The following is a 13,782-nucleotide window of genomic DNA, read 5'->3' on the forward strand; positions in this document are numbered from 1 at the left end:
TAGCAAAATACTATCTCAATCACAACCTGAAACCGCTTCGGGCTGAGTATTTTTACCAGCGCCGCGCAAGCTGATGTGATCATCCGATAAAAGCGCTGTTTTACCCATGCTTACTCAGCTTTACGATTGTTTACATTTGTACGGGTAATATATGCCTTATCAGATAACAAGCGTGGCACCTCACAAATATTTTGGCTCTTGCTTAGTTTCGTCGCTCCAGCTGTTAGCTATGAGATCACGGCTTACTTAGCTACTTAGCTCGGATTTGTTTGAAATAGCTTTGTTTTCAATTAACTTACTTGCACTTGGCTTATTTTGAACCACGCTTATTTAAATAACCCCTTCTCGGATACCCAATCAATGATCATCACAAAATATCAAGCCCTTGCCCTTTCATCAGTTGCTTTGCTCGTTACAGGCTGCTCACCATCATCAGATACACCCTCGGTCAGCAACGTCAGTGATTACCAAGGCTCAGCGAGTATTACTCAAGGGTTGGCGACCACCGTTGAATCGAATCTCTTTGAGTGTGCAAACGGACGCAGCCGAGTGGCGGGCGTCGGGGAGATTACGGACTCAGAAGGAAAGGTTTGGACGGTTCCAGCCAAAAACAACTTTTCAACAGGGCCGAAAGCCTTTGATCTTTATGAAGAGTGCTCAAACACCACGCCAAGCAGCCTAGCCGAAGTCGATCAAAGCTCTGTACCGGTAGCTGTTGTGGATCAAGACGGTGAGGAAATAACAGGTTATATTTTTGCCGATAACTATTTCGAACTTTATATCAACGGCAAGTTAATCGCGGTAGACACCGTTCCTTTCACACCGTTTAACTCAAACATCGTCAAATTTAAGGTGAAGAAGCCTTACACGATTGCGGTGAAAGTGATTGATTGGGAAGAAAACCTAGGTCTTGGCAGCGAAGATAACCGCGGAAAGGCATACCACGCTGGTGATGGTGGCTTTATCGCGAGCTTTAGTGACGGAACCGTGACAGGTCCAGACTGGCAAGCACAAACCTTTTATACCTCACCGATTTATGACCTGACTTGTTTGAGTGAAGTGGACGGGAAGCGTCTTTCTGAAAGCTGCACCACGGAAGGAACTGACCACGGTCAAGATGCCTACGCCGCTCATTGGGAAACACCAACCAACTGGATGAACCAAGAGTTCGATTCAACATCTTGGCCTCTAGCATCGGTATATTCAGAAGACGATATTGGCGTGAACAATAAAAAAGCGTACATGAACTTTATCGAAAAATTCAGTGGTGCTGGCGCAAGCTTTATCTGGTCGACAAATGTCGTTCTCGATAATGAAGTGCTACTGAGATACGAAGTTAAGTAGCTTTATTCCTTTGTAAGCAAGCCCAGTCACGAGTATGACTGGGCTTACTACTCAAACAACTTGCTGATGTTTCTAATTCACAGCGAACCTGATCCTAATCTTGGGTCGCTTGATTACGACGAAGTTTGCGAAGTCTTGTTTGCTCCACGCGACTTAGCTTTGTAATTGTGTAACCAGCAACAAAACAACCCGATGCACAAACCCCAAAATGCGCTACCGATTCCCAGTAAATTGGTGCCAGAAGCGGTGAATAAGAAAGTAAGCAGTGCGGGTTCTCTGTAGTGACTGTCTGCCATTGATACCGCAAGGCAATTCATCAAGGTGGGCATCACCGCTAAGCCAGCAACCGCAATGACAATCTCGGAGGGTACGGCGCTAAACAGCGACACAAATGACATCCCCATCACACCAGCTAACAAGTAAAACCCGCCCATACAGATCCCAGCCATATAACGTGTCTTGGGGTTACTATCCGCATTCGGGCCCATACAAATAGCGCCCGTAATCGCTGCAAGGTTATACGCAAAGCCACCAAACGGTGCGAAGATCAAACCTGTTACCCCGGTGGTGGTAATGATCTTCGATGAATCAACTTGGTATCCGTTCGCTTTTAGAACCGCAAATCCCGGTAAGTTCTGTGAAGCCATCGTCACTATAAACAATGGGATACCAACACTAAACAACGAAAAGAACTCAAAATCGGGCGAAATGAACACTGGGGTCGTTAATCCCATAGTCACCTGACTAACATCGAGTTTGCCAAAACCCACACACATGACCAATGCGATGATGAAAATGCTTGGGATCAGTAAATTTCCTAACCGCGCTTTCGCCAGAATAAATACAGCGAGCATGACCGCTACGACTTGTGCCTCTTCCATTAGCGACGTGAACAAACCCAAACCGAATTGCAATAGAATCCCCGCGAGCATCGCTGAGGCAATCGATGTTGGGATCTGTTTTAGGACTTTCTCAAATATCCCCGCTAATCCAACTAACGTGATCAACATCGAACTGAACAAAAACACGGCCACAGCCTGATTCATTGTCAGCCCTTCAAGAGATGTGATTAACAACGCCGCTCCAGGCGTCGACCACGCTGTAACCACAGGCTTCTTGTAATGAAACGAGAGCAGTATTGTGGTTATCCCCATGCCAATTCCCAACGCCCAAAACCATGACGCCACTTGTTCTTCGGTTGCTCCAGCACTCATTGCCGCTTGGAAAATAATCGCCGCGGCGCTCGCATAACCAATGAAAACAGCGATAAAGCCGGTACTGACGTGAGAAAATTTTAGCTTAGTCATGTTAATCTCTTCCTGCGTGCGTTATAACGTCCATAGACTAAACCTAGCACTGTGCGCTATAACGCACAACTTATTTGTAAAAAACTTGTAGAGAAAATATGCAAACAGAAATTAAAGTTGGCGTTAACTTGAAACGCCTTCGCCAAGAAAAAGGCTGGAGCTTAGACAAAACAGCGAAAGAAACTGGCGTGAGCAAAGCAATGCTAGGACAAATTGAACGTGGAGAATCCAGCCCGACAGTCGCTAAGCTTTGGCAGATAGCTTCTGGGTTCGAGGTGTCACTTTCGAGCTTTATCGCTGCCAGCCCAAACAGTGAACTGACGAGTTTATTCAGAGATGCAAACGAACTAAGACATGAGGAATACAACATTGGCTTTTTCGTCAGTTTGTTGTTTCCTTTTGAGGAAGCACTAGGATTTGAAATATTCGAACTCACCCTAGCACCCGATTACCAGCATGAATCCGCCCCACATAACGCAGGCGTCACTGAGCACATCTTATGCATTTCAGGAGAGATGGCCGTGATGTTTGATGATGAGTGGCATACGTTACGCGCAGGACAAGCCGTTCGCTTCAATGCCAACCAGACCCATGCCTACAAAAATATCGGTGAAGGAAACGCCGTATTTCATAATGTGATTCACTACCCTAATAACAAGCAATAGTGCCGGATTTGGTGCTAACGGATGTTTAGCTCTAACCGGATGTTCAGCGCTAACGAAAGAGCTGGCAGACCACTGGCTGTTACTAACTTAAAGCGACTATACGTTGACGACCATGCTGCCATCTTCGGCTTGATAACGAGCCCATAGTTGAGAGAGGTTTTCTTTATTAAGCTGTATCTCTTTTTCTTTCAGAAACGTTTCGTTGTGCAGCTTCGAATACGAGCGCTCAGCAAGGTCACAGCTAAATGTAACGATGGTTTTCCCTTTCCCCATTCTAGCCGCAGCGTATAGCGCACCTGCTACGTTCAACGACGAACTGCTTCCTAGAAGAATACCGTCATGTTCCGCAACAAGGCGGGATATCGTCACCAAATCCTGATCGGGAAGCGTGATTGCACGATTGATTTTTGCCTGCCTGAAATTTTCAACCGTTCGCATGATCCCTATGCCTTCCGTGAACGAACTTCCCGTTGATTGATAGTGTCCATTACGTAGAAACGAATAAATGCCGGACCCATTTGGGTCAACTAACCAAGTTTCGAGATTGGGTTGCTGCTCAGATAGATAGTGTGAGTTTCCGGCAATGGTTCCACCCGTCCCCACCACTGAAACTAGAGCATCAATATTCCCCTGTGTTTGCTGCCAGATCTCAGGTCCAGTATTTAAATAGTGCGCTCGATAATTACTGAGATTTTCAAACTGATCTGCCCACCAATAACTCTCATTTTCGACACCAATCCGCTTAGCCGTGTGGTAAAAATGTTCAGGGTTTGCAAAAGGACAAGGGTCGACCAATAACAGTTCAGCATTATAAAGCGAGATCATGCGCTCTTTCTCTTGTGCCTGCCCTTTTGGCATCACCACCAACATTTTGTAACCAAGGGATTTAGCGACCAGAGCAAGTCCTATTCCCGTATTACCAGCAGTACCTTCAACGATTGTCATTCCCGGCTTAAGCTTACCGGCTTCTATTGCATCCATAACCAACTGAAGTGCCGCTCTATCTTTAATCGAACCACCCGGGTTCTGGTGTTCGCACTTAATAAGAATCTCACAACCTGATATCTCTGAAAGACTGTTGATTCTAACAAGATCGGTATCGCCAATCAGTTCACTGAGATTGTTTGCAATATGGGCAGATGACATCGCGACTCCATTTATTTGTTGAGGATAAGTTTGTTCATCGATTGGGTTGTCGATGATCATAAGCGTAGCTCTGGGGTCTGCTTAGTCAAGAAGTGCCGGAATTGAAAAGACTCTCATTTTCCAAATAGCAATTATAATTAGGGGTGACCGATTAGATTGAGGGCAAAAAAATGTTTCTAAAAGAGAAAAAACCGGTGACCTCGTTGATGTAACTGAAATGAACAAATTAACCAACTTATTTCAAGACAGTATCGAAGGTCGGTTTCAAGCAGGCGAAGAACAGCAAGACCCTGAGATGTTTAAAAAGTCCGAACTGATGTTTATGTCAGGGGAAGAGTTACCTCGATGCTGGACAAATCCAAACTACCGCTCAGAGGTTAAATAACCTTAACTCTTCCAGAGTACCAAGTGAGTTGTAATTGAAACTCTGTTCTAAAAGCGTTTGACCATGTGGGCAATTCCCTCTGTTAAAGCGTTCAGATGCATCTTTACTAAACACAAAAAAGCGAGCCACTTAGGCTCGCTTTTGATTGTCTTTTTCTTGCTTAGACTTCAGTTCAGATTACAGAAGTTCTACCGACTGTTGAGCAATCACGAATTCTTCGTTGGTTGGCAAGCTATTATAATCGCACCTATTAACACGGGTTTGGACATAAATCATTTAGACTATTTACTTAAATCGGGAGTCACCGGATTAGTTCAGGTATCTAAAACTCCAAGGTCTCACCATCAGCAGGAATAAGGACTTTATCTGACAAACCGTTTTTATCAATTGCTTCTTTAAGAATTGGTCGAGTCACTGCACAGTGATTGAGTGCCTCCATATGGTTCGCAACCACCTTATTAGGGGAAAGGCGAATAAACTCCATGACCTCATCAATAGACATCAATAACGGTTGACCAACGTCCATACGAGCACGACCTGCCGCGACTACTGTGATATCAGGTTTCAACTCAGTCAACGCTCGTTTTACATCATCGGTTAGAACTGTATCACCGCTAATGTAAATAGAAGGCTCATTGGGGAGCTCCAAGAAAAATCCAACACCATTAGCCATTACCTTGTGAATCCATCCATGGCCGTGCAAAGCCGGAACCGCGGTGAGCTTTCCGTCTAGAAAGTCGATAGTTTGCCAGTCTTCAATTCCCCAATTTACCGTTAAGTCATATTTTTCTAGGTAAGCCTTATCTTTGGCTGGTGTCGCAACTGGGATATTACGACTTGTTAAAAACGTCTCACCTGCCGGATCTAGGTGATCTCCATGTTGTAATGCCTTGATACCAAGTGTTTGACTGTGAGTAATTAAGGTATGAGTAACCTTGTTTAGTAGCTCATCGGCATTACTTGGCATCTCAACGGTTGGATTTTTCGCGGCCTTAGCCTTAATGACTGAAAACGGAGGCATAGAGCCTTTTTTCCCCAACATAGGATCAATAAGGATAAATTTTTCGCCAGATTCAATAATAAATGTTGCGCTACGTAGGTGGTGGATCTTCATAATGCCTCTCTAAACTCACTAACAAGCCATGTTCTCTATGAGATTTAGTATGCTTCTTTCTAGTTTCTTGTGATACTGTCTTGAAAGTCAACATTCGCGCAAATCGAGACACTTGTGAACAAATCAACCGAGCTAATTAAAATTACGATGGTAGCCTTTGAAGGCATCAGTGCTTTTCATCTCTCTGTGCCTTGTCTGGTGTTTCAAGATATCTTTTCCGGTCAGCCGGTTCGGTTTGACTTGAGGATCTGTTGCGAAAACAGCTTGCAGTTTGAAACAAGCTCTGGATTTGGTGTGGTGATCGATAGAGATTTGAGCGCTATTAAAGAGGCGGATATTGTGATTGTTCCAAGCTGGCCAAATGACCTGCCAGAGCCAAGTGAGCGACTTATAGAGGCGCTAATAGAGCATCATGGGAAAGGTAAGCTACTAGTAGGACTCTGCCTCGGGTCTTATGTACTTGCATGTGCTGGCGTTCTCGATGGAAAACGTGCCACAAGCCATTGGGCGTTTTCCGAACAATTTCAGCAGCAATTTCCTAAGGTGGATTTTGACCCAAACCCTCTATTTGTTGAACATGAGACTATCATTACCTCTGCTGGAGTAGCTGCTTCACTCGATTGTTGTCTACATATAGTGCGCCGTTTGTGTGGTAGTGAGCTTGCGAATGATCTCGCACGTAAGATGGTGACTGCGCCATCTCGTACTGGTGGACAGCAGCAATACATACCAGCACCAGTCAACATAAAACCTCTTACAGAGACAAGTATTAGCCTTGTGATTGAGCTGGTGGAGCAGAGCCTTAATCAGTGTCACTCACTAGATGAAGTCGCTGAGCGCTGTGCGATGAGTAAACGTACCTTCACACGCCAGTTTAAATCCACCTATGGCTGTACATTTGGTGAATGGCTGCAAAACCGACGTTTGGTGCTTAGCCAACGTCTATTAGAAACCACGAAACTATCGATACCTCAAGTTGCAGAGCAAGCGGGTTTTGGCTCTGACAGTGTATTCAGAAAGCACTTTAAATCGGCTTTTCATGTATCGCCGATTCAGTGGCGCACTACATTCAAGCAATAGTCTTAATTTCATTGAGGGCGATGGGGCTAGATCGTCGCATCTATTACTTTTTGTATCTGAAACCTTGCAAGTTCAATTCTAGGCGTTTTTGGGGCATCACAAGCCAGCCCTAACATCACTAGTTTGAAGCTACAAAATGATTTGCCGAAATCAATAGAATGAGTTTTGACTATCTCGCTATAAGGCCACTTAGCGATGGTCTATCCAACATATAAGATCAAAAAAGCGAGCACTAAGCTCGCTTTTAACTATCTGTTTTTGAAAAAATTACAGCAGTTCAACCGACTGCTGGGCGATCACGAATTCTTCGTTGGTTGGGATAACCATTGCTACTGCGTCTAACATTTCAGACTTAGCGATGATGCCTTCAGCACCAAAGCGAGCAGATTCGTTACCTGCTACATCTTCAACGAAACCTAGAATCTTAAGGTTGTTTAAGATCTCACGACGAATTGGTAGAGAGTTCTCACCGATACCACCAGTGAAGATGATACCGTCTAAAGAATCTAGCGTTGCTAGGTAAGAAGCAACGTATTTCGCTACGCGGTAAGTAAACACCTCAAACGCAAGCTTAGCGCCTTCGTGGCCCTCTTCCATTGCTTCTAAGATGCCACGAGCATCGCTCGTAAGACCAGACACGCCAAGGAAGCCAGACTCCTTGTTTAGAGAGTTAAATACTTGCTCTTGTGACCAGCCTTTCTTAAGTAGGTATTCGATGATGCCTGGGTCTAGGTCACCACAACGTGTGCCCATCATTAGGCCTGAAAGTGGTGTGAAGCCCATAGAAGTATCAACACTGTTACCATCTTTAATAGCACATACAGATGCGCCGTTACCTAGGTGAACAGAGATGAAGCTCGATTTTTCGATTGGCTTGTTAACCATCTTCGCAGCTTCACGGCTAACGAAGTAGTGGCTAGTGCCGTGGAAACCGTAGCGACGTACGCCGAAGTCTGTGTATAGCTCTTTTGCGATTGCACCAGTGAATGCACGTTGAGGCATTGTTTGGTGGAAAGCAGTATCAAATACAGCGAACTGAGGTAGAGAAGGGAAAGCTTCAATTGCAGCACGGATACCGATAGCACCTGCTGGGTTATGAAGGGGAGCTAGGTCAGATAGGCTTTCAATTTCGTTCGTTACTTCTTCAGTAATGCGAACCGTTTGAGTGAACTTCTCACCGCCGTGAACGATACGGTGACCGATAGCCACGATATCAGCCGTGAAGCCTAGGTCTTCCATCAGGCCAACCAATTTGCCAATGGCAATTTTGTGGTGGTTATCTTCACCTTGAATGGCAATTTCAGTTTTCTCGCCTTGGAATTTCCAGCTCATACGAGCATCTTCAAGACCAAAACACTCCCCTAGGCCACTTAATACTGCTTCACCAGAAACAGAATCGATTACAGCAAATTTTAGGGATGAACTACCCGAGTTAATAACCAGAACAAACGAATTAGACATTGGATATGGATCCTGTTTCAGTACGAATTGGATGAAGTGTTTACTTCAATTTTAGTTAAGTCCATTATTCAATAATTTTTGAATCTTTCAACTTTTGTTTTGAAAAAATCACTAAATGAACACAATTAAGTTGATCTTGGTCATTAAATTATTTATTTCGAGAGCGGAATTAAAAAATAGTTGAATAAGAAAATTAATGAACAGGTGACGCAAACGAGTGCTCACGTTATTTTTAACTTGATTCAGTTAATTAAAGCGACTCGAACAAATGCAGGTGATCCGCTTGAAAAACAACCACCCTTCCCTTTCGTCTGCTTATCATTACCGATAACTTTTTGCTCGATTTCTCAACTGCTCAGTGCTTGCATCAAAAAGCTCACTGAAGTTGAGAATAGTGATCTGATCTTATTTTGATTGCCTTCGAGCACAACTCTACGAATAGATGCACTGTAACGACGCTTAGATAGCCTTCACTCTTTGTTTCAGCATCTTGTAGCACGTTCTTTTGGTATAGGCTTAGAACGCGATACAGCTAAGTTTTGGCACTAACATTCGTTCTAGGCGCGATGCTTAGTTTCATGGACGAAGCATAGTTACAGGAACGAAGCTTGATTAAAGTAAGTTAGCTACGAATATCGAGCCAACCAAAGCTTAAGTTCAAATAACAGGCACAAAAAAGCCGAGCATTACGCTCGGCTTTTAAATTCAGTGTCTAGACCTAAAGCGTCTAAGCGACAGGTTGATTAACCTTCGTTGCGCTCTGGACGACGACCACGGTTACCACCGCCATTGCCGTTACCATGGCCACGTTCGCCACGGAAGTTACCACGGTGATCGCCACCACGGTTACGGTCGAAACGACGTTCGCCATCACGTCCGCCAGCAGAGTTACCATCGCGAGCACCATCACGGTTGCCACGGTATCCACCACGACCGCCTTCACGGTTACCACCTTCGCGGTTGCCGCCTTCACGGTTACCACGGTAGCCGCCACCATCACGACCGCCACGGTTGCCACCACGGTTGCCATCACGACCGCCGCCGCCACGACGAGGCTCACGGAAGTCATTGAAATCAACAACTACAGCGCCAGCTTCTTTTTGACGAATGCGAAGTTTGCTTAGCTTACCAGCAGTTTCAGAGTTCATTGCTTTTGGCAGTTGAACGTAAGTAGAACCTTGGTCTAGCTTGATAGCACCGATAGAACCTTTAGTTAGGCCAAGTTCGTTTGCTAGTGCGCCAACGATGTCTTTAACCTGAACGCCTTGCTCACGGCCAACTTGTAGTTGGTAAGTATCCCAATCTTGAGTATTGAAGTTGCGACCACCACCGTCACGGCCGTTGTCACGATCTTCACGACGCTCTTTGCGACGGTTCTTATCACGCTCAATAGCAGCGATCATTGGGTCTTCGCCAACGTAGAATAGTGGGCTCTTACCTTGCTGACGCTTAAGAAGCATTGCAGCTAGAGTAGCAGCATCAACTTCTAGAGACTCTTGAAGAGTAGAGATAAGACCTGCAAAGTTTTCTAGTGCTTTGCTTTCTTTCTCAGTTTCAAGTTCAGCGCCAAGCTTAGCAACACGTGCAGCAGCAACTTGGTCACGTAGAGGAAGTTGAATTTCTTCCATTTGAGACTTAGTTACGCGCTCGATTGTGCGAAGCATGCGAATTTGGTTAGTGCGAACTAGTAGGATCGCTTTACCTTTACGTCCAGCACGGCCAGTACGACCAATACGGTGGATGTAAGATTCAACATCGAATGGGATGTCGTAGTTGAATACGTGAGTGATACGTGGAACATCAAGACCACGAGCTACAACGTCAGTTGCAACTAGGATGTCGATAACACCTTGTTTGATGTGATCAACAGTACGCTCACGTAGAGACTGAGGAATATCACCGTGCAGTGCAGCAGCTTTGAAGCCACGTGCAGATAGCCAATCAGCTAGACGCTCAGTGTCTTGACGAGTACGTACGAATACGATTGATGCGTCAGTTTCTTCGGTTTCTAGAAGACGAGACATTGCTTCGTCTTTTTCTACGCCTTTAACAACCCAGAAGTTCTGCGCTACTTTATCAACTGTGTGGTTAGTACCAGCAACGTCAACTCTAGCCGGGTTACGTAGGTAACGGTCAACAATAGTCTTAACCATTGGAGGCATAGTTGCAGAGAAAAGTACACGTTGTGCAGATTCTGGAGCTTGCTCTAGGATCCAAGTAACGTCATCTACGAAGCCCATTTTCAGCATTTCATCTGCTTCATCAAGAACAAATGTGTGTGCTTCATCTAGGTGTAGACGGTCACGAGTTAGTAAGTCTTTAACACGACCTGGAGTACCAACAACAATGTGAGCACCGCGGCTTAGAGCACGCATTTGGTCAACAATTGAAGCACCACCGTAGATTTCAATAACTTTAAGACCTTTGATATCACGGCCAAGGTTTTTGATTTCCGCAGCAACTTGAATCGCTAGCTCACGAGTAGGAGCCATGATGATTGCTTGTGGTTTGTGTTGGTTCAGGTTGATTTTGTTAAGTAAAGGCAGAGAGAATGCTGCTGTTTTACCAGTACCAGTCTGTGCTTTACCTAGTGCGTCACGGCCTTCAAGAAGAAGAGGAATAGCTGCTGCTTGGATTGGAGTCGGAGAAACGAAACCCATGCTATCAAGAGCTGAAAGAATGTTATCGTTTAGGGCTAATTCATTAAATTGAATTACAGATTCGGACATTGGGATCCCACTATATATAAGTAAACAAAAGGTCCCGGGAGCTCTATCAATTCCAATACTGATCCAATCAGATACTGATTCCATTCAGAGTTACGAAGCAGTAATAAAACACTTCAAGCCATTAGGGACGTCTAAGGGAGGCGGATTATTCCCTAAATGCATAAAAAAATCCAGAAAAAATTGAAATACATCACATATTTTTCGCTTTTACATCAATACTGGTTATCATATCGTCAAAACTTGATGAATATCTCGTCACAGCACCCATCTCCTAGCAAATTGACCTAGTTAAATAAGAGGGCAATTAATTAACGCTCACTTCGCCTTTAAGTAGTAATCAAGCCTCGCAATGATTATAGTGTGCTCAATTGTCCTCGATAGATAAAAGTCAAAATGTTTCAAGATAATCCTCTACTCGCTCAGCTCAAGCAGCAAATCCAAGAAACCCTCCCTAAAAAGGAAGGTACCATCAAAGCCACTGAAAAAGGTTTTGGTTTTCTCGAAGTTGATAGCAAAACAAGCTTCTTTATCCCGCCTCCGTACATGAAGAAATGTGTGCACGGTGACAAGGTGATTGCCATCATTCGCACAGAGAAAGAGCGCGAAGTAGCAGAGCCTGAGGAATTGGTTGAACAAGGTCTTACTCGCTTTATTGCACGAGTTAAGCTTTTCAAAGGCCGATTGAACGTTGTTCCTGATCACCCGCAGCTCAAAAAACTGCAACTTAAAGCGAAAGCAATGAAGGGTCTAAACCCTGAAACGCTTAAAGAAGGTGACTGGGTTGTTGCTCATATCGTTCAACACCCATTAAAAGGTGACAATGGTTTCTTGGCTCAGATCTCTGAGAAAATCACAGACGCTGACGACAAGATTGCACCTTGGTGGGTAACGCTGGCACAAAACGATCTACCAAACAGCGAGCCTGAAGGCATCGACAACTGGCTAATCAACGATGACGCCGATCTTGAACGTGTAGACATGACGCACGTCCCTTTTGTGACTATCGATGGCGAAAGCACAAAAGATATGGATGACGCGCTTTACGCGAAGAAGAAAGAGAACGGTGATTTTGAACTGACTATCGCAATTGCTGATCCAACGGCTTACATCTCTCCAGATGATGCGATGGATAAAGTGGCACGCGAGCGCGGTTTCACTATCTACCTTCCTGGTCGCAACATCCCAATGTTGCCTCGTGATCTTGCTGACAACCTATGTTCACTGATCGAGAACGAAGTTCGTCCTGCACTTTGCTGCACAGTAACGGTATCTAAAGATGGCGTTATCGGTGATGACATTAACTTCTTCGCTGCAAACATCAAATCTCATGCTCGTCTTGCTTACGACAACGTATCAGACTGGCTAGAAACAGGTGCATCAGAGAAATGGCAACCATCAGAAGAGATTGCTGCAATTGTTTCTGATCTTCACCAATTTGCTCAAGCACGTTCAGCATGGCGCTCAGCAAACGCTGTTGTGTTCCCAGATCGCCCTGACTACCGCTTTGAACTGAGCGAAGATAACGATGTTGTCGCTATCCACGCTGACATGCGTCGTAGCGCAAACAAGCTGGTTGAAGAATCAATGATCAGCGCGAACATCTGTGCGGGCCGAGTACTAAAAGAGAGCTTCAACCAAGGTGTGTTTAACTGCCATTCTGGTTTCAAGGCTGAGAAAATCTCCGACGTTCTTGAACTGGTAAACCCGCAAGCGGAAACGCCGTTCACTGAAGAGCAAATCATTTCTCTAGAAGGTTTTGCTACTCTACGTCGTTGGTTAGGTTCTTTAGATAACAGCTACTACGACAACCGTATTCGTAAATTCCAAGCGTATAGCGAGATCAGCAATGAGCCTGCACCGCACTACGCGATGGGATTAGATATTTACGCAACTTGGACTTCTCCAATTCGTAAATATGGCGACATGATTAACCACCGTATGCTTAAAGCACACATCTTAGGTAAAGCGCCAATTCAAACACCAGATGAAACTATCGGTGATGAACTTGCCCTGCACCGCCGTCACCACGGCATGGCTGAGCGTAATGTTGGCGATTGGTTGTATGCTCGCACTCTAGCCAATGCTCCAGCAGAAGAAACTCGTTTCCAAGCTGAGATTTTCGATATTAACCGTGCAGGTATGCGTGTACGTTTACTTGAAAATGGTGCTGCTGCATTTATCCCTGGATCTCTCATTCTTAATAATAAAGAAAGAATAGAGTGCAACGGTGATATGGGTACTGTATCTATCGATAAAGAAATGGTATACAAACTGGGAGACGTTTTAGAAGTAGTTCTCTCTGAAGTTAATCAGGAAAACCGTAACTTAGTAGCAAAACCTACTCAAGTATTTGCGGACTTGCCTAGCGAGCCTGAAACGACAAACGAAACCGAAGCTTAAAGGCTTTAACAGCTACAGCTTTCAAGGTTACGGCTTTCAAGGTCAAAAGCTTCAAAGGTTCACTTCTAAAGGCGCTAATTATTAGCGCCTTTTTTGTAAATGTCTCATGCTTAAACAATACTTAAAAAAACAATCAATAAGCAATCAATTT

General features: G+C 44.7%; 10 protein-coding genes. 5 read left to right on the forward strand and 5 right to left on the reverse strand.

The window, feature by feature from the left end; translation table 11 throughout:
- Nucleotides 1–360: 360 nt before the first annotated feature.
- A complete protein-coding gene (locus LMH68_RS22520; RefSeq protein ID WP_229647353.1) occupies nt 361–1,344 on the forward strand; it encodes a hypothetical protein in 984 nt (327 codons plus the stop codon).
- A 113-nt stretch (nt 1,345–1,457) separates the two neighbouring features.
- Here LMH68_RS22520 and LMH68_RS22525 read toward each other — a convergent pair whose 3' ends face one another.
- Nucleotides 1,458–2,651, reverse strand: a complete 1,194-nt coding sequence (locus LMH68_RS22525) for a benzoate/H(+) symporter BenE family transporter (RefSeq protein ID WP_229647354.1) — start codon at nt 2,649–2,651, stop codon at nt 1,458–1,460.
- Between the two features lie 98 nt (nt 2,652–2,749).
- Here LMH68_RS22525 and LMH68_RS22530 point away from each other — a divergent pair, with 98 nt between their 5' ends.
- Nucleotides 2,750–3,316: a helix-turn-helix domain-containing protein gene (locus tag LMH68_RS22530; protein WP_050620555.1), complete on the forward strand. Its 567-nt coding sequence runs from the start codon at nt 2,750–2,752 to the stop codon at nt 3,314–3,316.
- Nucleotides 3,317–3,412: 96 nt separating this feature from the next.
- Here the strand turns inward: LMH68_RS22530 and LMH68_RS22535 are convergent, their stop codons facing one another.
- Complete coding sequence (locus LMH68_RS22535) at nt 3,413–4,462, reverse strand: cysteine synthase A (protein WP_102320367.1); 1,050 nt, start codon at nt 4,460–4,462, stop codon at nt 3,413–3,415.
- 217 nt (nt 4,463–4,679) lie between these two features.
- Here LMH68_RS22535 and LMH68_RS22540 point away from each other — a divergent pair, with 217 nt between their 5' ends.
- The gene (locus LMH68_RS22540) at nt 4,680–4,847 is read left to right on the forward strand and encodes an acetyltransferase (protein WP_413755952.1); all 168 of its coding nucleotides are present in this window, start codon (nt 4,680–4,682) and stop codon (nt 4,845–4,847) included.
- A gap of 322 nt (nt 4,848–5,169) precedes the next feature.
- Here LMH68_RS22540 and LMH68_RS22545 read toward each other — a convergent pair whose 3' ends face one another.
- The gene (locus LMH68_RS22545; protein WP_017068423.1) at nt 5,170–5,961 is read right to left on the reverse strand and encodes an MBL fold metallo-hydrolase; all 792 of its coding nucleotides are present in this window, start codon (nt 5,959–5,961) and stop codon (nt 5,170–5,172) included.
- A 114-nt stretch (nt 5,962–6,075) separates the two neighbouring features.
- Here LMH68_RS22545 and LMH68_RS22550 point away from each other — a divergent pair, with 114 nt between their 5' ends.
- Nucleotides 6,076–7,041: a GlxA family transcriptional regulator gene (locus LMH68_RS22550; protein ID WP_229647356.1), complete on the forward strand. Its 966-nt coding sequence runs from the start codon at nt 6,076–6,078 to the stop codon at nt 7,039–7,041.
- Between the two features lie 267 nt (nt 7,042–7,308).
- Here the strand turns inward: LMH68_RS22550 and LMH68_RS22555 are convergent, their stop codons facing one another.
- Nucleotides 7,309–8,502: an acetate/propionate family kinase gene (locus tag LMH68_RS22555; protein ID WP_017064366.1), complete on the reverse strand. Its 1,194-nt coding sequence runs from the start codon at nt 8,500–8,502 to the stop codon at nt 7,309–7,311.
- A 743-nt stretch (nt 8,503–9,245) separates the two neighbouring features.
- Nucleotides 9,246–11,315 (reverse strand): DEAD/DEAH box helicase, encoded by a 2,070-nt coding sequence (locus LMH68_RS22560; protein ID WP_081325397.1) that lies wholly within the window; start codon nt 11,313–11,315, stop codon nt 9,246–9,248.
- Between the two features lie 309 nt (nt 11,316–11,624).
- Here LMH68_RS22560 and rnb point away from each other — a divergent pair, with 309 nt between their 5' ends.
- Complete coding sequence (gene rnb / locus LMH68_RS22565) at nt 11,625–13,631, forward strand: exoribonuclease II (RefSeq protein ID WP_017059497.1); 2,007 nt, start codon at nt 11,625–11,627, stop codon at nt 13,629–13,631.
- Nucleotides 13,632–13,782 lie beyond the last annotated feature (151 nt).

The sequence above is a fragment of the Vibrio sp. F13 genome, from assembly GCF_020806305.2.
In the GTDB taxonomy this organism is placed as follows: Bacteria; Pseudomonadota; Gammaproteobacteria; order Enterobacterales; family Vibrionaceae; genus Vibrio; species Vibrio crassostreae_C.

Bases quoted from the DNA above. Each gene is read 5' to 3' on its own strand.
- LMH68_RS22535 (WP_102320367.1), bottom strand. From the start codon at position 4,462: ATGTCATCTGCCCATATTGCAAACAATCTCAGTGAACTGATTGGCGAT.
- LMH68_RS22540 (WP_413755952.1), top strand. From the start codon at position 4,680: ATGAACAAATTAACCAACTTATTTCAAGACAGTATCGAAGGTCGGTTT.
- LMH68_RS22530 (WP_050620555.1), top strand. From the start codon at position 2,750: ATGCAAACAGAAATTAAAGTTGGCGTTAACTTGAAACGCCTTCGCCAA.
- LMH68_RS22555 (WP_017064366.1), bottom strand. From the start codon at position 8,502: ATGTCTAATTCGTTTGTTCTGGTTATTAACTCGGGTAGTTCATCCCTA.
- LMH68_RS22560 (WP_081325397.1), bottom strand. From the start codon at position 11,315: ATGGAATCAGTATCTGATTGGATCAGTATTGGAATTGATAGAGCTCCC.
- rnb (WP_017059497.1), top strand. From the start codon at position 11,625: ATGTTTCAAGATAATCCTCTACTCGCTCAGCTCAAGCAGCAAATCCAA.
- LMH68_RS22545 (WP_017068423.1), bottom strand. From the start codon at position 5,961: ATGAAGATCCACCACCTACGTAGCGCAACATTTATTATTGAATCTGGC.
- LMH68_RS22520 (WP_229647353.1), top strand. From the start codon at position 361: ATGATCATCACAAAATATCAAGCCCTTGCCCTTTCATCAGTTGCTTTG.
- LMH68_RS22525 (WP_229647354.1), bottom strand. From the start codon at position 2,651: ATGACTAAGCTAAAATTTTCTCACGTCAGTACCGGCTTTATCGCTGTT.